Genomic DNA, 26,100 nt, shown 5'->3' with positions numbered 1-26,100 from the left:
CGGATCGACGGTGCGGACAGCACGGCGCGAGGTCCGGGGCACCTACTCTTGTCCTCATGACCACCGGCCGCGCGACGATCTCCGGCCGCGCCGGGGTCGCCACGGCGGCCGCCGTCACCGCGATCTCGGTGATCACGATGGTGCTCGGCTACGTCAACAAGGCGCGGTGCGCGGGAGCACCCTTCGACGAGACCGGACGCAGTCTGGCGTTCGACCGCATCAAGGACTCGTCCGTCTGCTACTCCGACATCCAGTTCCTGTGGCTCGACCGCGGCATCGATCAGCACCTGTTCCCCTACCTGACCGGCGGTATCTCCGCCGACGGCACACTCACCGGCGGAACCGTCGAGTACCCGGTGCTCAGCGGACTTCTCATGTGGGTCGGCGGTCTGGCGAGCCACACCGACGCCCAGTTCCTCCTCTACTCGGCGCTCCTGCTCGCACCGTTCGGCGCGGTGACCGCCTGGATGCTCGGACGCCTCGGCGGCCGCGTCGCGCTGCTCTGGTCGGCCGGCCCCGCGCTGGTTCTCTACGCGTTCCACAACTGGGAACTCCCCGTGGTGGCGACGACCGTCGGCGCCGTGTACGTGATGTCCACCCGCATGCCGCTCCGACGTCGGGCGTATCTTGCGTCGGCACTCCTGGCGGTGGGCTTCTGCCTCAAGCTCTATCCGGGCGCCTTCGTTCTCCCGCTCGCGTCGTACGTCCTGGCCGGGGGCGTGGGCGGGGTGGAGTCCCCCGTGTCCGCACGCCGGTCGCCGCGCCGACTCGACGTGCGCGGGGCGGCCGGAGTGATCGCCGTCGCCGCTGCCGTGGTGGCCGCCGTCAACCTGCCCTTCGCGATCCTCGGCTACGACGGATGGCGGGCGTCGTTCGCCTTCCAGGGCATGCGGCAGGCCGACATCACGACCAACTCGATCTGGTACTGGGGACTGCGGATCCTCTACGACGTGCCGTCGGCGACGCCGGACATGAGCGCCGCCAACGACCAGGCGTACCAGAGCCTGGTCTCGGTGCTCTCGCCGTTGCTGGTGCTGGTGTCGTTCGCCGCCGCGCTGTGGTTCGGCTGGCGTCGACGTCTCGCGGAGGGCACCTACCCCTGGGTGCAGACCAGCGCGGTGATGCTCGTGGCGTTCCTTCTGTTCCACAAGGTGCACTCACCGCAGTACACGCTGTGGCTCGTCCCGTTCTTCGTCCTGGTGCACGTTCCCTGGCACGTGGTGACGGCTTACCTGATCACCGACGTCGTACTCGGTGTCGGCGTCTTCCGGTACTTCGCCGCGTTGTCGAGTGGCAGCGACGCGACCACCGAGGAGAACGTCGTGGTGTTCGGGGTGTGGGTGCGCGCCGTGCTGCTGGTCGTTCTCGTCGTCCTGTTCGCACGGTCCCGTCGCCGCACTCTCGACGCCCGTCCCACCCGGTCCCCGCGCCGCCGGACCGACGCCGAAGCGGAGGTACCCGTGTGAGCACACCGTTCGATCCCGTCCCCCTGCTCGGCGAGCACGTGCACCTCGAGCCGCTGACGCCCGATCACGCGGGCGAGCTCGCGGCGGCCGCGGACGACCCCGCGATCTTCCGCTGGACCGGATCCGTCGTGTCCGACGACACGACCGCCCGCGCGTACATCGACACCGCCCTCGCGGACACGGCGCGGCGGGCGTTCCTGCAGCGGGACGCGCGTACCGGCGTCGCGGTCGGCACGACGTCCTACTATCAGATCGACGCCTCGAATCGGAGCGTCGCCATCGGATACACCTGGCTCTCGCGCTCGGCCCAGGGAACCAGGATCAACCCCGAGTCGAAGTTCCTTCTGCTCGAGCACGCCTTCGGCTCCGCCGGCGTGGTGCGGGTGGAGTGGCACACCGACGCACTGAACGAGCAGTCCCGTGCGGCGATCGGCAAGCTCGGCGCACACTTCGAGGGATTGCTGCGCAAGCATCGTCGCCGCGTCGACGGAACGTGGCGCACCACGGCGCTGTTCTCGATGACCGACGACGAATGGCCGGCGGCCCGGGACGTTCTGCGCAGCCGCATCGACAGCTGAGCCGTCCGTCGACCTGCGCCTTTTACAGAATGTGTGCACTCGTCCGGCAGAGTTCGTGACGAGTCATTCTCCGGGGAACGATGACAAAACCGACTGTTCGGTGAGAGACTGCTGAAGAAACCGGCAGTTCGACCGAAACCAGGGACACGAGAAACAAGGGCACACCAGTGACGACCACGACATGGCGCCGTCCGGATCAGGACGGCTCGGCCACCGTTCGCACGCATGGCCACACCGACAGCACCACCTACCAGCGCCCCAACCTCACGGTTCGTGAGATCGAGGTGCTCATCAGCTGGTTCCGCTGCGATTCCAAGCCGGCCGTCGCGGCCAGCATGTTCCTCTCGCTCGGAACGGTGAACACCCACCTGACGCGGATCCGTCAGAAGTACGCGGCCGTCGGCCGGCCCGCACCGACCAAGGCATCCCTGGTCGCGCGGGCCCTGCAGGACGGCCTGATCGACATCGACGAACTCTGAGGTCCGCCCGTCACTCCTGGATGTGCACCTTGGCGTCGTCGGCATGCCCCTCGGCCGCGAGGCGCCGGTTACGGCGCACGCTGGACAGGAACGACAGTCCGATGAGGACCACACCGACGAGTCCGGTGATGATCTCGTTGATGTGCACGCCGATCGAGACCAGCAGGATGATCGACAGTGCGCCGATGGCCCAGTGGGCGCCGTGCTCGAGGTACACGTAGTCGTCGAGCGTGCCCTTGCGCACCAGATAGACCGTGAGCGACCGCACGAACATCGCACCGATGAAGCCGAGGCCCAGGGCGATGATGATGGGGTCGGCGGTGATGGCGAACGCGCCGATGACGCCGTCGAAGCTGAAGGACGCGTCGAGGACCTCGAGGTAGAGGAACAGGAAGAAGCCGGCCTTGCCGGTGGCCTTCGCGAGGTCCGACGGCCCGCCGGAGGCCTCCTCCTCGTCTTCACCGGGGACGTGGAACAGATTGCCGAGGCCGTTCACCGCGATGTAGGTGACCATGCCCAGCACGCCGGACACCATGACCGTGGAGATCTTGTCGTCCTCCGCCATGAACTCGGCCGCGAGAACCAGCAGGATGCCGGCGACGATCACGGACATCATGTCGAGCTTGCCGGCCTTGGCCAGCGGCTTCTCGATCCACGAGAGCCAGGTGTGCTCGCGCTCCTCGAAGATGAAGCCGAGGAACAGCATGAGCAGGAACATGCCACCGAACGCGGCGATCTGCGGATGTGCGTCGGTGATCAGCGTCTCGTACGACGGGCTGCCGTCGGGGAAGTAGGCGGCGTCGTCCGCGGGCGGGTTGAGCGCGAGACGGAGCGCCGCCACGGGGCCCAGGCCGGACGCGGCCCAGACGATGACCAGCGGGAAGACCAGCCGCATACCGAAGACGGCGATGATGATGCCGATGGTGAGGAAGATCTTCTGCCAGAACTCGCTCATCCGGCGCAGGACCGTCGCGTTGATGACCGCGTTGTCGAAGGACAGCGACACCTCGAGGATGCCGAGGATCACGACGAGAGCGACGGCCTGCCAGCTCCCGTAGATGAAGGCCACCACGATGGCGAGCGCGGTGATCGCGAACGACCATCCGAAGATGCGTAGAACCACGGGTGGTGGCCTTTCTCTGGTGTCGATCCCTGCGGGCTCCGGCGACGGGGCGTCGTTGCCCCCACATGCAACGGAGAGTGTCGCAGCGCCGTCCGACGAGGACGACGCGCAACACTCTCCGGTACTCGGACCGAATGCCCCGTCGAGCGGGACATTACTCCTTCACAGGGGTCAGACGTTCACTCCGAAGTCGCGGGCGATGCCGGCCAGACCGGAGGCGTAGCCCTGTCCCACGGCGCGGAACTTCCACTCCGCACCGTTGCGGTAGAGCTCGCCGAACACCATGGCGGTCTCCGTCGAGGCGTCCTCGCTGAGGTCGTAGCGGGCGAGTTCGGTGCCGTTGGACTTGTCGACGACGCGGATGTAGGCGTTGCGGACCTGGCCGAACGACTGCGAGCGTGCGTCGGCCTCGTAGATGGACACCGGGAAGTTGATGGTGTCGATGTTCGGCGGCACGGCCGAGAGCTCGACGTTGATGACCTCGTCGTCGCCGTCGCCCTCACCGGTGGTGTTGTCACCGGTGTGCTCGATCGACCCGTCGGGGCTCTTCAGGTTGTTGAAGAACACGAAGTGCTGGTCGCTGACCACCTTCTTGTCCGTACCGAGCGCGATGGCGCTGGCATCGAGGTCGAAGTCGGTGCCGGTGGTCGTGCGGATGTCCCATCCGAGACCCACCGAGACGGCCGTGAGGTTCGGTGCGGCTTTCGTGAGGGAGACATTGCCACCCTTGGTCAGGCTGACGCCCATGGCTCGAGTCCTTTCGGTTGCGTGCTACCGGTCGCGTGCTGGAAAGTGCTGTCCACTCGCGTTCATACCCTCAACGTGTGGCATCGCACCAGCGTTCCCGCGAGCCGGTGCGACTCGAGATCGCCGGCGCGTCCGAGAACGGCGCCGCCAGTACCATCGGGCGGGTGACACACCGCTGGCCCGGGCGCCTGAGCCGCGGCCGGGCGCGCACCGAGGCGGTCGCCGCCATCCGGGCCGACACGGTCCGGACCTTCCTCGACATGGACAAGCGTCAGTCGATCGCATCCGCGGGGGTCGACGCGCTGGAACGACTGGGCAGGTCGGACGACAGTCTGCGAGCGCGCTGGCGGCCGGTGGAGGAGCAGTGCTTCGCAGCGGGTGCCTCGTATCTGGCGGCCACGGAGCGCCCCGAGTCCGACGCGAGCGAGGAGGCGTACGACGCCTTCGCCACCGCCATCGCCCATCTCTCCGCCGCCAGCGCCGCGGTCGACCAGTTCTACGAGGCGCATCGGGCCCGGCTCGAGCACGCGACGCTCGAGTACGCCGCGGTCCCGCGATTGGCGAACGACGCACGCACCGCGGCGACCTCGGTGCTGGCGACCGTCACCGGATCGGAACCGCACCACTCCTATCGCTCCGTGCGTGACGCCGTCGCCGCGGTACACCGTGCACTGGACGGTCTCGCGGCGGCGGAATCCGGTGGCAGCGGCACCGCGGTCACCGGCCGCGCAGCGCAGGTGCGCTCCGCCGCGGACGATCTCCGGAGGGCACTCGCCGAGGCACCCGGCCGCGCCGGATCGGCGTCCACCGCCCTGGCATCGGTCCGCACCCGGCTCCAGGCGGTCGGCACCAAGGCCGAGTACATCGCGCCCGCCTACTCCGCCCTGCTGCGCGAGTTCGTGGCCGCCAGCTCGGACGATCTCTCCCGAGCTCGGGAGAACTGCGAGACCCACATGGTCGAGGCGGCCCGCGACATCGACGACGCGGCGACCGCACGCGACCGAGGCGACCCGGAGGAGGCACTCGACCGGATCACCGCCGCACGGCAGCATCTGGCCGACGCGGAGGCGGACATCGAGGCCGTCACCGGACGCCTGGCACGCCTGCGCGAGGTGCGGGACGACCCCGGGGCCGTGGATCGGCGCGTCCGGTTCCGGCTGCGCGACGCGCAGCTGCTGGCCGTCGACCGGGGACTGGTTGCCGAATGGGGCTCGGTGTTGGATGCTCAGCTCGCACGGATCGAGAGGGCCGCCGCGGCACTCGGAACGGGCCGGCCCGACTACTGGGCGTACCTGCGCGAACTCGATTCCGTCGAGGACTTCATCTCCGGTGTGGTCGACCGCATCCGCGGCCGACAGAGTCGGACCTGATACGAAAGGGGTTGCAGTGCAGCACTTCTCTCACCTGGAACCCGCCACACTCGAGTACCTGTTCCACCGCCCGCCCGTCGCCGTGACCGCGGAGAGCGACCTCACGACGCGGGCGCTCGCCCTGGGCGCCACGCTCTACGTCCCGGCCACCAGGGCGAACCTGGTGGAGACGGTACGCAAACGCGCGGCCGAGGGCTCCCGGTCCGTCGTGCTCGATCTCGAGGACGCCGTTGCCGACGCCGACCTCGAAGCGGCGCGCGGACACGTCGTCGCCGCGCTGGACGCACTCGCCGTCGATCCGCCCGAGGCCGCCGTCTTCGTCCGCGTCCGCACGGCGGAGGACATGCACCACGTCTGCGACCGTCTCACCACCGGCATCGACGTCCTGCACGGCTTCGTTCTTCCCAAGTTCCGGCCGGAGAGCGGCGAGAAGTTTCTCGAGGAGGTGGCCGCTCGGTCGGCCGCAGCGGGCAGACACCTGGTGGTCATGCCCGTGATGGAGTCCCGCGAGATGGTCTACCGGGAGACCCGTGACGACGAGTTGGCCGGTGCACGTGACGTGCTCGACCGATACCGCGACAGCGTCCTGGCGGTGCGAGTCGGTGCCACCGACATGAGCGGCGCCTTCGGGATCCGACGCGACCGCGACCTGACGATCTACGACGTGCGGGTGGTCGCGGACACCATCGGCGCCATCGTCAACCACCTCGGGCGCAGTGACGGAACGGGTTTCGTCGTCACCGGCCCGGTCTGGGAGTACTTCGCCGACCACGAGCGGCTGTTCCGCCCGATGCTGCGAGCCACGCCCTTCGCCGAGCACGACGCCGTCCGCTTCCGCCAGCAGCTGGTCAGCCGCGACATCGACGGTCTGCTCCGTGAGGTCGCGCTCGACCGTGCCAACGGGCTGCACGGCAAGACCGTCATCCACCCGTCCCACGTCGCCGCCGTGCACTCGCTGTCGGTGGTCACCCACGAGGAGTATCAGGATGCACAGGCCATCGCGTCGTCCTCCGGCGGAGGCGGCGTCCTCGCCTCCGGCTACGGCAACAAGATGAACGAACTCGGTCCGCACCGGCCGTGGGCCGAGCAGACGCTGCGCCGGGCCGCCGTCTTCGGCGTCACCGCCGAGGGTGTGTCGTTCGTCGACGTGATGCAGGCACTGGCCAGGCGTCCCGCGTCCACGACCGGCACTGCACGATGAGCCGCGCGATGGACCGTCGACTGCCCTGGGCGACAGCGGAACTGGGGCTCGTCCTTGAGCACGGCACCTCGTCGGTGGGCCGGCGGGTGGGCGACCTGGTGCAGCCGGGGCTGCGGCGCAACCCGCGCCGAGCTCACCTGCTGGTGTCGACCGTTCTGGGCAAACACATCCCGCAGGACCCGGCCGAGGTGATCCGAGCAGGTGAGCTTCTGGGCTCCCTGTGCGCCGACGTGCTCGCCGGGCACGACGACGGCGTGGTGGTACTCGGATTCGCCGAGACCGCGACGGGACTCGGCCACTGCGTGGCGACGCGCCTCGGCGCACGGTCCTACATCCACTCGACCCGTCGACCCGTCGAGGGATTCGCCGTGCACGGTGAGTTCGAGGAGGGCCACTCGCACGCGACGGATCATCGCCTCCTACCCACCGATCCGGAGCGCGACCTGCCCTCTTACGTCCCGATGGTTCTGGTCGACGACGAGATCTCCACGGGAACGACGGCCCTCGGTGCCATTCGCGCGGTGCACGCACTCGCGCCGCGGGCGCGCTACGTGATCGCCTCGCTCGTCGACATGCGCTCGGCGGATCAGCGCCGCGAGACCGACCGCGTCGCTGCGGAACTCGGGGTGGTCATCGACTCGGTGTCGCTCGCGACGGGCACCGTGCATCTGCCCGACGACATCATCGCCGTCGTGGAAGCGCTGCCCGCTGCGTCTGCACCGGTGGATGCTCCCCACCGAGGGACCGTCACCAGGGTCGACGTGCCCTGGCCGGCCGGAGTGCCCGACGGCGGTCGCCACGGTTTTCGGGCCGAGGACGTCGCCGCCTTCGACGCCGCGGTCGAGGAGTCGGCCGATCTGCTGCGACCGCACCTCGGCTCGGGCACCACCGTCGTGATCGGGCACGAGGAACTGATGTACCTCCCGCTCCGCATCGCCCGCGCACTGTCGGACCGCGGAACGCCGACACTGTTCCAGACCACCACCCGCTCACCCGCTCATGTGCTCGACGAGCCGGGTTACCCGCTGCGGCGCGGCTTCTCGTTCGTCGCACCGGAACCCGCGGCCGGTGGCCGACGTCATCTCTACAACGCTCGGGTACCGGACGAGGAGGCGCCGAGCCCCGTTCTTCTCGTCGTGGATCCGCCCGCGGACACCGAGGCGTTGACGGGTCCGGACGGTCTCGTGGACGCCCTCACCCGCACCGGTATCGACGTCACCGTCGCCGTGGTGGCGGCGGATCCGCACTCGCTGCGGACGGAGTCTCGATGACGGCACCGCTGCACGGTCCGGCGTTCGGGTCCTACGCGGCGGGCGAGGTGTCCTGGCTCCTGAAGGATCTCTCGCACGTCTCGCTGGAGGCGGACACCGCGTCGCGGGAGCAGCAGATCCAATCGGGCGCAGCGCACTACGCCGAGAGCCTGCCCGTCGAGTATCAACCCGATGCCGCCTACCGCGACCTGTTCGCCACCGTCCTGGAGGAGAGCGCGACGCGCCTCGCCACCGCGGTCGGCATCGTCACCGATCTGGTGATCGCCGAGCGCGGTGAGAACCTGGTGCTCGCCTCTCTCGCCCGCGCCGGCACCCCCATCGGCATCCTGATGCGCCGCTGGGCGCGGGACGTGCGCGGTCTGACGTGGCCGCACTACGCCGTGTCCATCGTGCGCGATCGCGGAATCGACTCGGCCGCACTGGATCATCTCGCCCGTCACCACGACCCGGCCGACGTCGTCTTCGTGGACGGGTGGACCGGCAAGGGCGCCATCACTCGGGAATTGACCGCCGCCCTCGACGCGGTGCACCGGGCGGGAGGCCCCCGCTTCGACGACCGGCTCGCGGTACTGGCGGACCCCGGGCACTGTGTGACCACCTACGGCACCCGCGACGACTTCCTCATCGCGTCGGCATGCCTCAACTCGACGGTGTCGGGCCTGATCTCCCGCACCGTGCTCAACGACACGCTCATCGGGCCCGGTGAGTTCCACGGCGCCAAGTTCTACGCCGACCTCGCCGCGGTGGACGTCTCGAACCTGTTGCTGGACAGCGTGTCCGCCAGATTCGACGACGTCGCGGACGCCGTGGTAGAGGGACTGTCGACGGTGCGGTCCGCCGACCGGACTCCGACGTGGAGTGGCTGGGCCTCGGTCGAGCGCGTACGGGAGGAGTACGGCATCAGCACGGTCAACTTCGTCAAACCCGGAGTGGGAGAGACCACCCGCGTGCTGCTCCGCCGGGTCCCGTGGCGCGTTCTCGTGCGCGACGCGCGGGCGCCGGAGCACCGCCACATCCGGATGCTCGCCGAGGCGAGGGGCGTGCCCGTGGACGTCGTTCCCGATCTCGCCTACTCCTGCATGGGTCTCGTCCGGGACGTCTCGTGACCGAGGCGAGGACCACGCTGGTCGCGACGGATCTCGACCGCACGATGATCTACAGCGCCGCCGCCTTGGCGGAGGGTCGCACGGACGGACAGGACGACGACGTGCGCTGCGTCGAGTACTACGAGGGTGCTCCGCTGTCGTACATGACCGCACGCGCCGCGGACCTGCTCACCAGCCTCGCGTCCGAGGTGGTGGTGGTGCCGACCACGACGCGCACCGTCGAGCAGTTCCGACGCATCGCCCTGCCGGGAGCACCCTGGCGGCACGCGATCACGACCAACGGGGCCACCATCCTCGTCGACGGTGAGCCGGATCTCGACTGGCGCCGCGCCGTCGAGGACGCCGTCGCCGGGTCCGCGGTGCCGCTCGCGGAGGTGACCGCGGAGATGACACGGCGGGGCGACGACTCGTGGGTGCTCACGCAGCGGACGGCGGACGATCTGTTCTGCTACCTCGTCGTGAACGTGGAGACGATGCCCGAGGATTTCGTCGACGAGTTCGCACACTGGTGCACCGAGCGCGGCTGGGGCGTGTCCCGGCAGGGCCGCAAGGTCTATGCGATGCCCGACGCGGTGTGCAAGTCGCATGCCGTCGCCGAGGTGCGCCGACGGTGCGTGAACGCGGGAACGCTGGAGGCCACCGCCCCGGTGCTCGCCGCCGGGGACGGCGCCCTCGACGCGGAGATGCTTCGTGCCGCGACCGCCGCCATCCGTCCGCGGCACGGTGAACTGGAACTGCTGCAGTGGGACGCCCCCGGGCTCGTGGTCACCGAACGGTCCGGCGGTGCTGCGAGCGAGGAGATCCTGCACTGGTTCCGGGCAACGGCCGGCACGTCGGGCTCCGCCGCTGCCCCGCCGACACACGTACGCTGAATTCGGACGTACCCGACCACCCCGGAAGAGGACGAGACGTGGCTGCACAGCCGTTGACCAAGGGACAGAATGCTCCTCTGTCCACCGCCACCGTTCGCATCGGTCTCGAGCTGACCGCACCGGCGGACATCTCCGCCCTGCTCGTCACCGACAGCGGCAAGGTTCGCTCCGACGCCGACTTCGTCTTCTTCAACCAGCCCTCCGGCCCCGGTGTGCAGCTGGTTCCGGGCCAGGGTGGGCCGCAGGAAGTCGCCGTGACCCTCGCCGCGGTCCCGGCCGACATCACGCAGATCCGAGTCGTCGTCACGCTCGACGACTCGTCGAGCAGCTTCGGACGCGTCTCCGCGCCCACCGCCCACGTGATCGACGGCGGCACCGGTGCGACGCTCTACTCGTACACCGTGGACGGCCTCACGACGGAGTCCATCGTCATCGCGCTCGAGCTGTACCGGCGCGGCGACGGCTGGAAGGTCCGTGCCGTGGGCCAGGGTTACGCGGGCGGGTTCGCCGCTCTCGTCGGTGACCACGGGGTCTCGGTGGACGACGCTCCCGCAGCGGCGCCTGCGCCTGCTGCACCCACACCTCCGCCTGCCGCTCCCACACCTCCGCCGGCCCCCACGCCGCCGCCCGCGGCACCCCCGGCACCTTCTGCGCCCGCGGCCCCCGCCGAGGTGAGCCTGACGAAGGCTCGGCCCGTCAGCCTCACCAAGGGTCAGAAGGTGACGCTGAAGAAGGACGGTGGCGTCGCACTGACCACCATCCGCATGGGCCTCGGTTGGGACCCCATCAAGAAGGCCGGCTTCTTCGGAGGCGGGCGCAGCGCGGACGTCGATCTCGACGCCTCGGCAATGATGTTCTCCGGCGACAAGCACGCCGACGTCGTCTACTTCGGCCAGCTGCGGTCGAAGGACGGGTCGATCGTCCACCAGGGCGACAACCTCACCGGCGAGGGCGAGGGCGACGACGAGGTGATCACGGTGGACCTGACGCGGGTGCCCGCCCATGTGAGCTCGATCGTCTTCATCGTGACCTCGTACCGCGGGCAGACCTTCGAGCAGGTGGCGAACGCCTTCACCCGCCTGGTCGACAACACGATCAACACCGAGCTGGCACGCTTCACGCTGCAGGGCGGCATGCCGTTCACCGGGCTGGTCATGGCCAAGGTGTACCGAGCCGGGAGCGAGTGGAAGCTGCAGGCGATCGGCGACGGCATCAACGCCAAGCACGCGGGCGAAGCGTTGCCGCAGCTCCGTCCGTACCTCTCCTGACGAGGAGTCGTAGGCTCGGGTCGTGACCTCGTCGAACGATCCCTCCGTCTTCGAGTACGGAGTGGACGGCCCCAAGCTGATCGTCGTGGGCCTCGACGGCTCCGACTCCTCCTGGCGGGCGGCCGCGTACGCCGCCGGACTGGCGCGCCGGCAGCACTCCAAGCTCGTGCTGGTCTACGTGCAGACGCTGGCGGCCGGCGCCTTCGCGCAGGCGAGCGGCGTGGTCTACGACTCGGGGAGCCAGGTGGCGGACCAGCTGCTCACCGAGATCCGCGACCACGTGGTGCGTTTCGGCGAGCACCAGCACGTGAACTGGGAGTTCCGGACGTTCCGCGGCGACCCGGCGATGGGACTCGCCGCCGTCGGCGACGAACTGCGTGCCGACGCGATCGTCGTGGGCACGTCCGAGTCTGCCGGGCACCGCATCTTCGGCTCCGTCGCCGTCCGACTGGTCAAGCTGGGTCGGTGGCCGGTGACCGTGGTGCCCTAGGCGGTGGCGCCGCATCCGCGATCGGAACCTCGACGGGCCGCGGACGCACCATCGCCGGCACCCACGACGGGTACGCGTCGGGTGCTCCGTCGAGTACACCACCGGCCGGATCGTCGTCGCCGCTGCGACGCACCAGATCGTCCAACGGCCGGTAGATCTGCCGCACCACCAGGACACACAATCCGACGACGGCGAGATCGCGCGCCAGGACGGTCGCCGTGAAGTACTGCTCGGGCAGACCCTTGTCGGCCACGCCCAGGTAGTACATCATCCGCGGAACCCAGACGAGTGCGTCGATGGTCATCCACGCCAACAGGATTCGCCGGTGCGGCAGAGCCAGGACCGCGAGCGGCACCAGCCACAGGGAGTACTGCGGACTCCACACCTTGTTCGTCAGCAGGAAACCGGCGACCACGAGGAAACACAGCTGCATCAGGCGAGGACGCCGCGGAGCCGTCAGCGCCACCCAGCCGATGGCGAGGCACACGACCACGAAGAGCAGCGCCGTCACGAGATTGAGGATCACCGGCTTCTCGCCGGGACCGAGCGGGCCGTCGAATCCGGCCCAGCCGGTGAACGACCGGGCCACGTTGTAGAGCGAGTCCGGATCGGCGCCGCGGTCGGAGTTCAGTCGGAAGAACTCCGACCAGCCACGCGGGAACAGCAGTGCGATGGGCAGATTGACCAGAACCCACGCCGAGAGCGCCGCCGCCGTGGTCCGCGACCAGTCCCTGATGTTCCCCGTGCGGATGCACAGCACGAGGAGCGGACCGAGCAGGAACAGCGGGTAGAGCTTCGTCGCGCCCCCGATGCCGAGCAGGACACCGGCCAGCACCGGCCTACGTCGCGCCCACGCCAGCAACCCACCGGAGGCGAATGCCGTTGCGAGGGCGTCGAAGTTGGTGAAGACGTGCACGATCACCAGAGGGGAACACGCGGCCAACGCGGCGTCCCACACCCGACGTCCCGCCAACATCGTGGTCGCCCAGATCGTCACGAGCCAGGCGAGAGCGGAGCCGAACGCCACCACGTTGAAATACAGCGCGACCGTGAGCGCCTGCGGCAACCACGGGACCGCGGACCACGCGTGGGCCACCTGCATCGACACGTACTGGTACAGCCCCGCCACCACCGGATACTCCATGTACCGGGTGATCGTGGAACCGTCGGAACCCGTTTCCTCCCACGACTTCTTGTACGGGAACGCGCCCTGATCGAGGCGCTCCGCGCCGTAGAGGGGGACCACGTCGGAGTAACACATCGCGACGTACTGACGGCTCCCGCTCCAGTCGAGTCCCAGCTCGCCGCCGGGGCCGTTCGGGGCCTGCTGGATGCACGCGGCCTTCCCGAACCAACCCAGCGCGAGAAACACGACAGTGAACGCGAAGATCACGCGCAGTGGCGTGATGTGGCGCTGCCGCCCCACCAACGCGTGCTTGCCCACGGGGCCGCCGACCACCGTCGACAACTCCGCGACCATGGGGTCGGTCAGACTCGGCCGATCGCGCCGACGAGCGGAGCGACGATCCGTCGCCAACTCACCCGGACTCGCCAACAACTCGTCGGACGAATGGTCCCGACCGGCCTCCGGCCCGCCCGTCGAAACTCGACCGGCCTCCGGCCTGCCCGTCGAATCTCGACCGGCCTCCGGCCTGCCCGTCACCCCTAGCCGCCGGGCGGCGTGGCCGGCTCCGGAGCCGCCCCGTCGTCGGGCGGGGTGACGGCGGAAGGTTCCGCCGGCGCCGGGGCCAGACCGGGAACCGGAATGGTGATGCCCGGCAGGATCTCGACCTGCGACGGGACGACGACCGGCGGAGCGACGGGCTCCGGCGTCGTGGGCTCCGGCGCTGCGGAAGAGGATGTGGGCGGCGCCGCGGTCCGTGTCGGCGCGGGTGCCGAGTACTGCGGCACACCGGCCTGGCCGGCGATCGCACCCGGTGCAGGGAACGACTCGACGGGCGAGCCTTCGAGGGACGCGTCGAGCGTGTCCTTCCAGATGTCCGACGGAAGTCCGGAGCCGTAGATGGGTCCCCCGTAGCTGTTCTCCAGCGGGAGGCCCTGCTCGGTACCGACCCACACGGCCGTCGCCAGAGACGGCGTGTACCCGACCATCCAGGCGTCCTTGTTCTCGCCGGTGTCACCGAGCTGCGCGGTGCCGGTCTTCGCGGCGGAGGCGCGTCCCTCGGCCAGGTTGTGGCCGTTCGAGTAGCCCGCGATGGGACGCATGGCCGCCGTGACGTTGTCCGCGACGGCAGGGTCGACCCGCTGCTCGCCGGGGTCCGCTCCGCGATCGAGCAACACGGTGCCGTCGGCCGTCACGACCTTCTGCACGAAGTGCGGTGCGTGGTAGGTACCCGATGCGGCGAGCGTCGCGTAGGCGCTGGCCATGTCGATGACACGGGACTGGTACTGCCCGAGCACGATGCCGTTGTTGGGGCCGGCGCCGTTCGGCTCGGTCAGGGTCTCGCCGATGCCCTCGACCTCGGTCGGGATACCGAGGCGGTGCGCCATGTCGGCCACTGCCTGCGGGCCGCCGTCGAGGCTGAGCTGCAACCGGTAGAAGCTCGTGTTGAGCGACCGCTTGAGAGCCTCGGCAATGGTGCAGGTGCCGCAGGACTCGCCCTCGACGTTGCCGATGGAGATGCCGTTGACCGTCAGCGGCGAGCTGTCGTACATCTGCGACAGCGGGATGCCCTGATCCAGAGCCGCCGCCAGGCCGAAGACCTTGAACGACGAACCGGTCTGCAGGCCGGACTGCGCGAAGTCGAAGCCGCGGCCGTCGACACCGCCGTAGTACGAGCGCACCGCACCGGTGCGGGGGTCGATCGACACCGACGCCGTGCGCAGCTCGGACGGTTCACCCTCCATGTTGGAGTTCACGGCGTCGATGGCGGCCTGCTGATCCTGCGGATCGATCGTCGTGGTGATCTGCAGTCCGGCGGTGTTCAGGTCCTGCTCACTGATGCCCGACGCGGTGAGCTCCTTGAGCACCTGGTTCTTGATCAGTCCGTTCGGGCCGGCGTCGGCGGCGTCGCCGCTGTCCACCGAGGCGAGCGGTCGCCACTGCGGGTACTGCATCGCCTGACGCTGGGTCTGATCGAGCGCACCCATCGTGACCATGCCGTCGAGGACGTAGTTCCAGCGGCTCTGCGCACCCGTCGGGTTGTTCTCCGGATCGAGTCCGGAGGGCTGCTGGATGGTGGCCGCGAGCACGGCACCCTCCTCGACGCTCAACTGCTCGACGGGCTTGTCGAAGTACGCCTTCGACGCCGCCGCGATGCCGTACGCGCCGCGGCCGAAGTAGATGGTGTTGAGGTACGCGGCGAGGATGTCGTCCTTGGTCCACTGACGCGCCATCTTCGAGGAGATGACCAGTTCGCGCATCTTGCGGGTGAGCGTCCGCTCGGACCCCACGAGCGCGTTCTTCACGTACTGCTGCGTGATGGTGGATCCACCACCGGCGCTGTCGCGCCCGAGCACGTTGTCGCGAGCGGCGCGTGCGAAGCCGGTGACCGAGAATCCGGGGTTGGAGTAGAAGTCACGATCCTCGGCCGACAACACCGCATTGCGGACGTGCTCGGGGATCTGTCCGATCTCGACATCGGTGCGGTTGCCCTCGGGAGGGACCACCGTGCCGAGGACGGACGTTCCGTCCGACGCGAGGACGGTGGCGACCTGGTTGGTCTTGATGTCACCGGGGCGCGGAACGTCCTCGACGACGTACGCGACCATGAACACCAGGACCGGAACGACCATGCCCAGCGCGATCAAGCCGTACAGCGTGCGCCGCAGGACCTTCCACTTCGACTTCTTCTTCGTCTTCGTGGCAGTACCTCCTGATGGCGGTTCGGTGGGTCCTCCACCGAACCGGTCCCGGTCACCGTCGGCGTCGCCACGCGAGTGGGACGTCACGGGCCGGGAGGGTGGAACGTCGGTCGCCCGTGGATCGTCCGAGTACGGGCGCGGCTGCGAGAACGCCTGCGACCGCGGCGGGGGCGCGGTCGGGGGAATCTGGGTGGTGTCCGGTCCACGATCGTCGTAGGACGGCGGACCGTAGGCCGGGCGCCGCGGGTGATCGGCCGGCGGCCAGCTCGGTGGGGGACCACCGGGGCCGTCCCGGCGAGGCGCACGCGGTGGGGGTGGGCCCGACGGCCGCTGCTGGGGATCGCGGACCGGCTCGTGGCTCGGGCGCCCGTGACGCGGTGGTTCCCCGGGCCCGTCGGGTCGACCGTGGCGGCCGGACGGACGCCCGCGATCGTCACCGGAACTGTCGTAGGGGGAACTCACTCACGTACTCCACTGTCAGGACGCACGTGTGACCAGGTGGCGACGGTCACGTGTGCGTCGGGCTCGTTCGACTCGGTTGCGCGGGGGACCACCGACGGACGGTACCGCCGACGACCTGCGTCCGTCACTCACTGGCCGTGCGTCGGCGGGAGGCGGAGCGTGTGCGGGGGCTCTTGGGCGCCGGAACGGCACCCAGGACGTACGACTGCACGAGGTGGTTCCAACTGCAGGTTCGGCAGACCTCGACGACGTGCACGGAGAACTCCTCCTGCGTGCCGGCGAGGCGGGTGAGCTCGTCCGCGGTCCGGGCCGAGCCGTTCATCGTCCCGAGCTTCTCCCCGAACACCCAGGAGACCAGCGTGAGCTGCTCCTTCCGGCAGATGGGGCACGCCACGGTGGACGGCCGACCGTGGAACTTCGCCGCTCGGAGGAGGTAGGGATCGGCGTCGCAGACCTGGGCCATCGCCGTTCGTCCGGAGTAGACCTCGGCGAGCAGCGACTTGCGCTGCAACGCGTAGTCCACCACCTGCCGCTGTGATCTCACGGTGACCAGAGTACGTGCGCCGTCGAGGTGGGGTGGTGCTCGACCCCGTCCCGTGCGCTGGAGCGGAGCCGTGGAGCCGGAGCACTTGAGGGACCCGGTCCACGGGCCTACCATCTGGCGATGCCGACGGTCCGATCTGTGGGTGTCAGAGCGCGTGACCAGGACAGAGTGCACGCGTGCGCCGCGCTGGACCGTGCGCTCGCGGACGGCCAGATCGACGCCGAGGAGCACGCCACCCGTATCGCCCTCGCCACCGATGCACGTGCGCTCGAGGACCTCCATGATCTGACCGGCGATCTGCAGGGCACGTCGGACCTGGCTCCGATGGCGTCGCCCGGGGCGGCAGCCGCGGGGCTCTCCCGTCGGGGTCGGCCGAGCGTGCTGAGCGCGGTGATCCGGTGGGCTGTTCTCCTGGTCGTCGCCGCACTCCTGTTCTTCGGTGTCCGCGCCTGTGCGTCCGACGACAGCGCGACCGGCACCTACGGCTCGGCCGGCTACCTCGAACCCCGCGCGATGGACGACATCGTGGCGTCGACGGGCATTCTGCTGGGAACCACCGTCGTCGACGAGCTGATGTTCTACTCCGAGTACGCGCTGCTGAGGGCGCCGAGTCCCGATAATCCGGGCCGGGAGAGGCGTTATCAGTACCGCGACGGCGAGTGGAGACAGTCGGACGACGCGGACAGGGACCGAGAGACGGCGACCGTCGACCTCGTCGACCTGGGCCCCGGCGTGCTCGGCGGGTTGGTCCTGGGCGCCGGTGCGAGCCTGAACATCGCCGAGATCGACTCGCTGTACCTGTTCGTCCGGAACACCGGCGCCGGCCCCGCGATCAGCCTGCACGCGAGCAACGAGGCCGTGAACGAGGACGGATACCTCGAGGCGTCCCTGTCGGGCGACTTACTCAGCGTCACCCCGTTCGATCCGACCGAGTAGGAGACGACGATGGCGACCGGACAGGATCGACGACTGCGCGCCCGTGACATCGATCGCGCCGTGGTCGCGACCGCTCTCGACACCGCGTACGCGGACGGGCAGCTGACGTTCGACGAGCACCGGTCACGGGTGGCGGCGGCGAGAACGGCGACGACACTGGGCGATCTCCACGCGTTGGCCGCCGATCTGCAGGCGGACGTACCGCTGCCCGAGGCGGTACGGCCCGCACCCGGACCGTCCCGGCGCCCGGTGATCGTGGGTCTGCTCGTCGTGGTCCTCGTCCTCGGAGTCGCCGTCGTGCTGGCGGTCCGCGGATCCGATGCACCGTCGTCGCCGAGCGTCGCGGCTCCGTCGTCGTCCGTCGGCCCGGGAGCGACGGCCGCGGGCACCGTGACGCCGATCGTCGCGCGACCCTTCGTGTTCGACACCCCGGAGGGCCTGGCCGACTTCCGCGACCGGTGGATCACACGATTCGGCGACCCCGAGGTCACCGAGTTGGTGCTGTACCCGTCGGACGATCGCGCCTCCCTGACCCGCCTCGCCGAGAGCGACCGCGTGCGCGACGTGTCGGTCCGCGGCGGCTTCGCGGAGTCCGCCGCCACGAGCCCGAGGGAGACGGACGAGCTGCCCTTCGACCTCACCGCGCTCGACGTCGAGGCACTGGCGGGCCTGATGGCGGGGTCCGCGTCGTTCGTCGAGGTACCGGACGCGTCGGTCACCCACGTGCTCGTGCGCAACGAGGGAGTGCCGGAGGTACTGGTCTACGCCGCGGATGCGGACGGCCGCGGTGGATACCTGCAGGCCACCCTGGCCGGTGAGGTCACGCGGGTCAGCCCCCACCGTCCCTGACGGGGCCCGTGTTCATGTTCTCGACAGTTACATGTACCCCCATATATCGGCCCGATACATGTGGCGGTTATAGTGAGCGAGCGTCATCTCGACGCGGACTCGGGTCGGAACAGGAAGGGGACCGCACATGCTCGAACTGGCGATCCTCGGCCTGCTCCTGGAGACACCCATGCACGGTTACGAGCTTCGTAAGCGACTCACCGGACTTCTCGGTGCCTTCCGGGCCTTCTCGTACGGTTCGCTCTACCCCACCTTGCGTCGTATGCAGGCGGACGGGCTCATCGTCGAGAACCCCGGAGTCCAGGGCGCCGTCAAGCGTCGGGCACGTCGTGTCTACGAACTCACGCCGGCCGGCCGAGCTCGGTTCACCGAGCTGGTCGCGGACACGGGTCCGCAGAACTACACAGATGATGGATTCGGCGTACACCTGGCCTTTTTCGGGCGCACCCCCGCTGAGGCGCGGATGCGGATACTCGAAGGTCGGCGTCGCCAGGTCGAGGAGCGCCGTGAGGGGCTCCGCGACGCCATCGGCCGAGCAAGTGGGTCGTTGGACAGGTACACGCGCGGATTGCATCAGCTCGGCCTCGAGTCGAGCGAGCGCGAAGTGCGGTGGCTCAACGAATTGATCGCTGCCGAGGCAATGGCGATCACTTCGGAGAGTCCACCGCCCGCACCCACGACCGACACCTCGGCCGTGGCACACCCGGAGAGCACGTCGGCTCCGGCCACCCGATACGGAAAAGAAGGAGAACCCGACCATGAGTGACAACAGCACTGCGGTGCGCGTGGCCATTGTGGGCGTGGGTAACTGCGCGTCGTCCCTGGTTCAGGGCGTGCAGTACTACAAGGACGCCGACGAGAACACCACCGTTCCCGGCCTCATGCACGTGAAGTTCGGCAAGTACCACGTCCGCGACGTCGAGTTCGTCGCCGCGTTCGACGTGGACGCCAAGAAGGTCGGCTTCGATCTGTCCGAAGCCATCTTCAACAGCGAGAACAACACCATCAAGATCGCCGACGTGCCCCCGAGCGACGTCAGCGTCCAGCGCGGCCCGACACTCGACGGCATCGGCAAGTACTACTCGGAGACCATCGAGATCTCCGACGCGGAGCCGGTCGACGTGGCGCAGGCACTGCGTGACGCGAAGGTCGACGTGCTCGTCTCCTACCTGCCCGTCGGATCCGAAGAAGCCGACAAGTTCTACGCGCAGGCCTGCATCGACGCGAAGGTCGCGTTCGTCAACGCGCTGCCCGTCTTCATCGCGTCCGATCCGGTCTGGGCCAAGAAGTTCACCGACGCCGGTGTGCCCATCGTCGGCGACGACATCAAGAGCCAGGTCGGTGCCACCATCACCCACCGCGTCATGGCCAAGCTGTTCGAGGATCGCGGCGTCCAGCTCGATCGCACGATGCAGCTGAACGTCGGCGGCAACATGGACTTCCTCAACATGCTCGAGCGCACGCGCCTCGAGTCGAAGAAGATCTCGAAGACGCAGGCCGTCACGTCCAACCTGCAGCGTGAGTTCAATGCGAAGGACGTGCACATCGGCCCGTCCGATCACGTCGGCTGGCTCGACGACCGCAAGTGGGCCTACGTCCGCCTCGAGGGTCGCGCGTTCGGTGACGTCCCGCTGAACCTCGAGTACAAGCTCGAGGTCTGGGACTCCCCGAACTCCGCCGGCGTCATCATCGACGCCGTGCGCGCAGCGAAGATCGCTCAGGACCGCGGAATCGGCGGACCTGTCGTGCCCGCGTCCGCGTACCTGATGAAGAGCCCGCCGAAGCAGCTCGCCGACGACATCGCTCGTCAGCAGCTCGAGGCGTTCATCATCGGCTCCGACGAGCAGTAGCCACTCGCGAACGTCCCGACGGGGTCGTCACGGTCGATCACTCGGCCGCGGCGACCCCGTCGGCGCCTCACCGGTCGAGCGGGCCGTCGGGGACGCCGAGCAGGTACGACGTGGTGCCGCGGACACCGTCGGACACGAACACCTGGAACGTCTGATCGCAGGTCTCGGTACCGAAGCGGACGACGGCGAGTCGATGATGCGCACCCGTCACGCGCGGCCCCCGCGGAGGAGACGATTCCGTGAGCGGTCGGCGACGTGCGGACGCCGCCGCGTCGTGCTCGTACGTCACGACGGTGCCCTCGGTGGTGACCACGCCGACGGCCGTGATCGGTTCCGTCGCACTCGTGGACAACACCGGCGTGATCACGATCTCCCCCACCTCGTGGTCCCCGTCGGTGACGACGATGGTGAAGCGATCGGAGCCGAAGGACGACGGGTCGTCCTCCCACCGGTCCACGGACGCCGTACGCGAGTAGGTGAACATCCCGTCGGACGCGACGTCCGCGGTACCGCAGGACGGGCCGGAACCCAGTCGGTGGCTCCGCTGTGGGCACAGGGGCGAGGCGACGGACCCCGCCAGCAGGCAGGCCGTGACGGAGGTTCGAGGCATGGGGTCGCTCCTGAGGGTCGTGCGCCGGCCGGGTCGGCCGGATTCTCCTTGACTCACCGTGCCCGACGCGTGCACAAGAAGTGCAAAAGTGCCTGCGTGCGGCGTGAATACGCACAGCTGACTAGACTTGTCAGGTGACGAGTGACTCACCCGCTTCCGTCCGACTCGTCGGTGCCGTCACCGTCGAGCGTGGCTCTCGGGTGGTCGATCCCCGCATCATCGGTGGACCGCGCTGCGTCGAACTGCTGTCGTATCTGACGCTCAATCGCCATCGAGAGGTCTCGCACGACGAGTTGGCGGACCTGCTCTGGCCCGAGAAGCGGCCGCGCACCTGGAATTCTGTGCTGCGTGGGGTGATCTCGAAGGTGCGGGACGTTCTCGACGCCGCGGACATCGCGGGTACGTCGATCGTGTCCCGTACCGGCATGGTGCGTCTGACTCTTCCGCCGGACACCACGGTCGATCTCGAGGAGATCCGGGACGCGTGCCGGCGCACGGAGGGATCACCCGCGGACCGTGCCCGCGATGCCCGGACGGCGTTGCGTCTGCTCGCCGAACCCGTGCTCGTCGGAGCCAACGGCGCGTGGGCGGACGACGTCCGGCGAGAGTTCGACGACCTGCGGCTCACGGCCCTCGAAGCGGACGCCACCGCGTCGATGGATCTCGGTGCGTTCGAGAACGCCGTGTCCTCCGCGGAGTCCCTGCTGGCAGCCGACCCCCTGCGCGAGAGCGCGTACCGCATCGCCATGCGTGGCTACGTGGCACTGGGCGACCGCGGACAGGCTCTCGGGGCGGCGGCGCGATGCCGAGCGGTGCTGGCGGACCGGCTCGGGGTGAGCCCCTCACGCGAGACCCAGTCGTTGTACCTGGAGTTGTTGGAGGACGATACCGAGACCACCCCAGCGCAGCGCGAGGAGCCGCCGGTGGGATCCGCCTTCGTCGGACGCGATGTCGAGATGAGCCGCATCGTCGAGGACCTCGAGGCGGCCGCTGCCGGTCATGGACGGTTTCTCCTGGTCTCGGGTCCGCCGGGGGCAGGGAAGACGTCACTCGCCCGCGCCGTGATGCAGCGTGCCCGCGCCGCCGGCACGGACGTCGTGTCGGGTCGCTGCAGCGAACACTCGACCATCCCGTACGAACCGTTCGTGGAGGCGGTCACCCGCGACCTCGACTCGCGCGGCGTCATCGGAGCGCGTCAGTGGCTGCGGACCAACGGCGCCGACATCCTCGGCATCATCCCCGGGGCCGCACGTCGATTCGGGGACCTCATCCCCCCGCACGTGGACGACGACCGCACAGGGGCGTCCGACGCGGTGCAGCGGTGGCTCGTCGGGCCCGCTCGACAGGCCCCGACCCTGCTCGTGATCGACGACCTGCAGTGGGCCTCCGGCACGACGGCCGCCCTGGTCCGCCATCTCGCGCGGTCGACGCAGAACGACCGACTCTGCATCCTCGCGACAATGCGGGACGAGAACCTCGTGTCCCCGGAACTCCAGGCGACCCTCGACGTCATCCGGTTGTCGGCGGGGTTCCGCGAGATCACCCTGGGCGGACTGTCTCTGGCCGCGGTGCACGACCTCCTCCGCGAGCAGAACTCGACCCTCGACCCCGAGGCCATCGTGGCACGGACCGGTGGCTCCGCCCTGCTGGTCGCAGCCGTCATCGCGGCACACGAGCGCGAACCCGGCGGCTCGCTCCCCTTCACGGTCACGGACGCGGTGCGTCTCGCGAGTCGCGAACTCAGCTGTGACGCAGTCACTCTGCTCGAACTGTGCGCGGTGACCGGGGTGACGGTCTCGCGCCCGCTGCTGCGGGCCGCCTCGACGATCCCGTCCGATCTCCGTTTCGCCGAGACCCTCGACGAACTGCTGGCCGTGAACTTCCTGGTCGCCGGCGACACCGACGACGAGCTGGTGATGAGACACGCTCTCGTGCAGTCGACTCTGTACGACGCGATACCCGGGGCGCGGCGAGCGCAGATGCACTCCGACGTGGCTCGGGCCCTGGTCGATCTCGGTGCCGACACCACCGCCGACGAACTCGCGCGCATCGCGTACCACTTCGGCAGGGCGCTGGACTCCGACCGCTCCGAGGCCGCGCTCTACGCGCGGCGTGCCGGCGACGCCGCCTACGCGGTGTCCGCGTACGAGGACGCGGTGGTGGGGTACCGGACCGCCCTTCGGAAGATGGTGCCGCACGGCGACTCCCGAGAGCGGTGCCGACTGCTGATCGACCTCGGCCGGGCGCAGCGTAAGTGCATCGACCGGTCCTACCGGGCCACTCTCTTCGACGCGATCGCCATGGCGCGGAGACTGGGCGACGTCGACCTACAGGTCGACGCGACGCTGGCGGACACGATCAGTGGTGCGGGCCTGTTCCAGATGTTCGACCCGTTGCCGGAACGACTCGACAGCCTGCACGACGCACTGCACGTCCTCGAGGACTCCGGCCGCTCGAACAGCGCCGCCACGGCCAAGGTCCTGGTACTGCTGGCCATGGAGCTGAGCTGGACCGATGACTGGAAGGAACGCCGAGACCTTCTCGAACAGGCTGTGACGCTGGCGCATTCGGTGGGAGACCGCAGTGCCCTCGAGTCGGCGCTGCGCGCGATGCTGTGGTGCCTCCTGGTGCCCCAGTGCTGGGATCTACGCCAGGAGGCGATGACGCGCCTCGTCGAGCTGGAGTCGACATCGTCTCGGCGGCATCGTGATCCGTCCGCCGCCACCATCCTGGCCAGGACTCAGCAGGCGTTCGGAGACCTCGGCGGCGCCGCCTCGACACTCGCGGCGGTCACCCGGGCCGATCTCGCGGACGACCCCGAGATGACCTGGGCCATGGTGTGTTCCAAGTTCGGCGTGGACGTGTCGGCAGGACGACTGGTGCGCGCGGAGACCGTGCTGGCACGGATCTGCGAGACGCCCGACGCTGCGCTCGGCAGCCACACCTACGGCCGCGAGCACACGTCGATCCTCACCCTCCGGACGATGCGCGGAGATCTCCGGCACTTCGCGGATCGGCGCGACGAGATGGCCACGATGTTCGACCTGATCCCGGCGTTCCGCCCGGTCGTGGCGTCCTCGCTCGCCGACGTCGGACGCATGGACGAGGCGCGCGAGCTGATGGACTGGTACGACGAGCAACGGCTCGCGGCGATCGCCCCGGACATGCTCTGGCTGATGTCGATGACCTTCATCGCCCGCGCCGGTGCCACGGTGGGCAACACACTGGTGTGCACCGACGTGTACGAACGGTTGCTGCCCTACGCGGAGCAGACCGTGTCGGTCGCACCGAGCGTCTTCGGCGTGGTGCACCACCACCTGGCCGACGCATCACTGGCCACCGGTCACGTCGAGCGAGCGGGTCGCCATCTGCACGCCGCGCGGCGCCTGCACGTCGCCCGCGGCTTCGAGGGATGGAGCGCGGAGGACGCGTATCTCGGTCTCCGCATCGAGCACGCCCGCACCGGACGGCTCGGGGCCCGCGCTCTGGCGTCGGCCCGCACCCGTGCGGACGTCATCGGAGCCTCGGCGGTCCGGCGGCGCATCGACGCTGTCGCGGCACAGGTGGAGAACTCCGAGCGCTGACTGCTACTCGCCGACGCGGCCGTCCGCAAGACCCTGCGAGCGCCTGTGGACGGCCGTACCCGGGGACGCTCGGTGGTCCCGGCTCACGGCTGGTCCGGGCGTACTCTCGGCCCGTGAGTTCAGACAGGATGGTGGCCCGCATCGGTGGGCTTCTGCGTCAGGCCGAGTCCACGGACAATCCCCACGAGGCCGAGGCGTTCATGGAGGCCGCGCAGCGTCTCGCGACCGCCGCCTCGGTCGATCTGGCCGTGGCACGCTCGCACACCGCCTCGCGCGAGAAGCGGGCGACGCCGGTGCAGCGCGTCGTCCACATCGGGGAGCACGGCAAGAAGGGCCTGCGCACCTACGTCCTGCTGTTCGTGGCCATCGCCCGCGCGAACGACGTGCAGTGCGACGTGGCGCAGTCGTCGACGCAGGTCTTCGCGTACGGGTTCGAGAGCGACATCGACACGTGCGAGGCCCTGTACGCGAGCCTGCTCGTGCAGATGGTGCGCGCGAGCGACACGTACATCTCGTCGGGTGCGTACCGGGACGCCACCGTGGACCGTGAGGTCACCGTCGTCCGAGGACGCCGGCGCTATCGCACGGTCGAGCGGGCGCCGCTCGCCGGCGTCACTGCCAGGATCGAGTTCCAGACCGCGTTCGCGCACCGGGTCGGCGAGCGCCTGGCCGCCGTCAAGAAGGAGGCCGAGGCCGAGGCGGTCGCCACGGAAGCTCCCGAGGCCGGCACCGCACTGGTGTTGCGTGACAAGGAGATCGAGCTGCGCGACTTCTACCGGTCCGCTTCCACCGCCCGGGGTACCTGGCGCGGCAGCTCGGGTCGCTCGTACTCGTCGGAGGCTCGGCGAGCCGGAGACCACGCCGGTCGACGTGCACGCCTGGGCAATCAGAGCGAGATCGGCGGCCCCCGAGGACAACTCGAACGGTGACCCGCGACAGCCAGCGCTCCCGCGTCTACGACGCCGAGCATCAGGTCCGCACCATGTTCGACCGCGCGGACGAACGGGGCCTGCGCACCGTCGAGATCCTCGGGTCCACGGTCACCCTGCCGATCGAGCGGCGCTTCGCCTCGCTCGACTCGGTCCAGACCTACGTCGACGGCGTCACCGCTCTGGACTGGGTGCGCAGCGAGTGGCCACGCGCGGCGGTCCCGGTACGGGTCCGGGCCCGCTCGGGCGCGGGCGCCGCGCACTACGAGGTCGACACCGCCACCATCGCTGTCCCACTCCACGTACGGGGACGCGCCTGGGCCCTGCGCGAGATGGTGGTGCTGCACGAGATCGCGCACCATCTGGAACCCGGCGATCCGGACGACCACCCCGAACCGGCCCACGGCGGCGCGTTCGTCGATCGCTATCTCACCCTGGTCTCGGAGATCATCGGCGCCGAGGCAGGTTTCGTCCTCCGCGCGACGATGCACTCGTGTGGAGTGCGCATCGGTTGACAGGCCGGGCACCATGGAAGCGACA

Annotated in this window: 23 protein-coding genes; 17 read left to right on the top strand and 6 right to left on the bottom strand. The window is 69.3% G+C overall.

Annotated elements, in window-relative coordinates:
* Window positions 1–56 precede the first annotated feature (56 nt).
* From OG947_RS11520 to OG947_RS11510, 3 genes are all read left to right on the top strand, one after another.
* Entirely contained in the window at window positions 57–1,466 is a 1,410-nt protein-coding gene (locus OG947_RS11520; RefSeq protein WP_222637868.1) for a hypothetical protein, read from the top strand.
* Complete coding sequence (locus tag OG947_RS11515) at window positions 1,463–2,044, top strand: GNAT family N-acetyltransferase (protein WP_056440941.1); 582 nt, start codon at window positions 1,463–1,465, stop codon at window positions 2,042–2,044. Before OG947_RS11520 ends, OG947_RS11515 begins: the two co-directional genes overlap by 4 nt.
* Window positions 2,045–2,211: 167 nt before the next feature.
* On the top strand, window positions 2,212–2,523 hold the full coding sequence (locus tag OG947_RS11510; RefSeq protein ID WP_081821310.1) for a helix-turn-helix transcriptional regulator: 312 nt from the start codon (window positions 2,212–2,214) through the stop codon (window positions 2,521–2,523).
* 10 nt (window positions 2,524–2,533) lie between these two features.
* Here the strand turns inward: OG947_RS11510 and OG947_RS11505 are convergent, their stop codons facing one another.
* Both OG947_RS11505 and OG947_RS11500 read right to left on the bottom strand, forming a co-directional pair.
* On the bottom strand, window positions 2,534–3,646 hold the full coding sequence (locus OG947_RS11505; RefSeq protein ID WP_056440938.1) for a DUF475 domain-containing protein: 1,113 nt from the start codon (window positions 3,644–3,646) through the stop codon (window positions 2,534–2,536).
* A gap of 171 nt (window positions 3,647–3,817) precedes the next feature.
* Window positions 3,818–4,393 carry a TerD family protein gene (locus OG947_RS11500; protein WP_027506015.1) on the bottom strand — a complete coding sequence of 192 codons (576 nt, stop codon included), beginning with the start codon at window positions 4,391–4,393 and terminating at the stop codon, window positions 3,818–3,820.
* Window positions 4,394–4,470: 77 nt separating this feature from the next.
* Between OG947_RS11500 and OG947_RS11495 the strand changes: the two genes are divergently transcribed.
* Genes OG947_RS11495 through OG947_RS11465 form a run of 7 tightly spaced genes read left to right on the top strand, consistent with a single transcriptional unit; the run spans window position 4,471 to window position 11,971 of the window.
* Entirely contained in the window at window positions 4,471–5,763 is a 1,293-nt protein-coding gene (locus OG947_RS11495) for a hypothetical protein (RefSeq protein ID WP_285186496.1), read from the top strand.
* A gap of 16 nt (window positions 5,764–5,779) precedes the next feature.
* Entirely contained in the window at window positions 5,780–6,964 is a 1,185-nt protein-coding gene (locus OG947_RS11490; protein ID WP_056440932.1) for an HpcH/HpaI aldolase/citrate lyase family protein, read from the top strand.
* Between the two features lie 8 nt (window positions 6,965–6,972).
* Complete coding sequence (locus tag OG947_RS11485) at window positions 6,973–8,235, top strand: phosphoribosyltransferase family protein (protein ID WP_328811884.1); 1,263 nt, start codon at window positions 6,973–6,975, stop codon at window positions 8,233–8,235.
* Window positions 8,232–9,341 (top strand): cysteine protease StiP family protein, encoded by a 1,110-nt coding sequence (locus OG947_RS11480; RefSeq protein WP_328811883.1) that lies wholly within the window; start codon window positions 8,232–8,234, stop codon window positions 9,339–9,341. The genes OG947_RS11485 and OG947_RS11480 overlap by 4 nt, the downstream gene beginning before the upstream one ends.
* Before the next feature lie 44 nt (window positions 9,342–9,385).
* The gene (locus tag OG947_RS11475) at window positions 9,386–10,213 is read left to right on the top strand and encodes an HAD family hydrolase (protein ID WP_328814010.1); all 828 of its coding nucleotides are present in this window, start codon (window positions 9,386–9,388) and stop codon (window positions 10,211–10,213) included.
* Window positions 10,214–10,251: 38 nt separating this feature from the next.
* Window positions 10,252–11,481, top strand: a complete 1,230-nt coding sequence (locus tag OG947_RS11470; RefSeq protein ID WP_328811882.1) for a TerD family protein — start codon at window positions 10,252–10,254, stop codon at window positions 11,479–11,481.
* Between the two features lie 22 nt (window positions 11,482–11,503).
* Window positions 11,504–11,971, top strand: coding sequence for a universal stress protein (locus OG947_RS11465; protein ID WP_027506008.1), 468 nt, complete (start codon window positions 11,504–11,506; stop codon window positions 11,969–11,971).
* On the opposite strand, the gene OG947_RS11460 is transcribed toward OG947_RS11465, so the two are convergent.
* The 3 genes from OG947_RS11460 to OG947_RS11450 form a co-directional block, all read right to left on the bottom strand.
* Window positions 11,934–13,451: a glycosyltransferase family 87 protein gene (locus tag OG947_RS11460; protein WP_442973057.1), complete on the bottom strand. Its 1,518-nt coding sequence runs from the start codon at window positions 13,449–13,451 to the stop codon at window positions 11,934–11,936. The genes OG947_RS11465 and OG947_RS11460 overlap by 38 nt on opposite strands.
* 185 nt (window positions 13,452–13,636) lie before the next feature.
* Complete coding sequence (locus OG947_RS11455) at window positions 13,637–15,727, bottom strand: transglycosylase domain-containing protein (RefSeq protein WP_081821327.1); 2,091 nt, start codon at window positions 15,725–15,727, stop codon at window positions 13,637–13,639.
* A gap of 655 nt (window positions 15,728–16,382) precedes the next feature.
* Window positions 16,383–16,802 carry a DUF5318 domain-containing protein gene (locus OG947_RS11450; protein ID WP_056695695.1) on the bottom strand — a complete coding sequence of 140 codons (420 nt, stop codon included), beginning with the start codon at window positions 16,800–16,802 and terminating at the stop codon, window positions 16,383–16,385.
* 138 nt (window positions 16,803–16,940) lie between these two features.
* Between OG947_RS11450 and OG947_RS11445 the strand changes: the two genes are divergently transcribed.
* The 4 genes from OG947_RS11445 to OG947_RS11430 all read left to right on the top strand — a co-directional run bounded on the left by OG947_RS11445 (window position 16,941) and on the right by OG947_RS11430 (window position 20,437).
* Complete coding sequence (locus OG947_RS11445) at window positions 16,941–17,738, top strand: DUF1707 SHOCT-like domain-containing protein (protein ID WP_328811881.1); 798 nt, start codon at window positions 16,941–16,943, stop codon at window positions 17,736–17,738.
* Between the two features lie 9 nt (window positions 17,739–17,747).
* The gene (locus OG947_RS11440) at window positions 17,748–18,587 is read left to right on the top strand and encodes a DUF1707 SHOCT-like domain-containing protein (protein WP_328811880.1); all 840 of its coding nucleotides are present in this window, start codon (window positions 17,748–17,750) and stop codon (window positions 18,585–18,587) included.
* Between the two features lie 127 nt (window positions 18,588–18,714).
* Window positions 18,715–19,353 carry a PadR family transcriptional regulator gene (locus OG947_RS11435; protein WP_027506004.1) on the top strand — a complete coding sequence of 213 codons (639 nt, stop codon included), beginning with the start codon at window positions 18,715–18,717 and terminating at the stop codon, window positions 19,351–19,353.
* A complete protein-coding gene (locus tag OG947_RS11430) occupies window positions 19,346–20,437 on the top strand; it encodes an inositol-3-phosphate synthase (protein WP_027506003.1) in 1,092 nt (363 codons plus the stop codon). Before OG947_RS11435 ends, OG947_RS11430 begins: the two co-directional genes overlap by 8 nt.
* Before the next feature lie 67 nt (window positions 20,438–20,504).
* Here OG947_RS11430 and OG947_RS11425 read toward each other — a convergent pair whose 3' ends face one another.
* Complete coding sequence (locus OG947_RS11425) at window positions 20,505–21,047, bottom strand: hypothetical protein (RefSeq protein ID WP_056440918.1); 543 nt, start codon at window positions 21,045–21,047, stop codon at window positions 20,505–20,507.
* 134 nt (window positions 21,048–21,181) lie between these two features.
* On the opposite strand from OG947_RS11425, the gene OG947_RS11420 reads away from it, so the two are divergent.
* The 3 genes from OG947_RS11420 (at window position 21,182) to OG947_RS11410 (ending at window position 26,075) form a co-directional block, all read left to right on the top strand.
* Window positions 21,182–24,631, top strand: a complete 3,450-nt coding sequence (locus tag OG947_RS11420; RefSeq protein ID WP_328811879.1) for an ATP-binding protein — start codon at window positions 21,182–21,184, stop codon at window positions 24,629–24,631.
* Window positions 24,632–24,744: 113 nt separating this feature from the next.
* Entirely contained in the window at window positions 24,745–25,560 is an 816-nt protein-coding gene (locus tag OG947_RS11415) for a DUF2786 domain-containing protein (protein WP_056440912.1), read from the top strand.
* The gene (locus OG947_RS11410) at window positions 25,557–26,075 is read left to right on the top strand and encodes a TIGR04338 family metallohydrolase (RefSeq protein WP_056440909.1); all 519 of its coding nucleotides are present in this window, start codon (window positions 25,557–25,559) and stop codon (window positions 26,073–26,075) included. Before OG947_RS11415 ends, OG947_RS11410 begins: the two co-directional genes overlap by 4 nt.
* Window positions 26,076–26,100 lie beyond the last annotated feature (25 nt).

Origin of the sequence: Rhodococcus sp. NBC_00297 (assembly GCF_036173065.1) — a bacterium.
Taxonomy (GTDB): Bacteria; Actinomycetota; Actinomycetes; order Mycobacteriales; family Mycobacteriaceae; genus Rhodococcoides.
The sequence above is the reverse complement of the archived record's forward strand: the minus strand, read 5'-3'. Positions and strand labels throughout refer to the sequence as shown.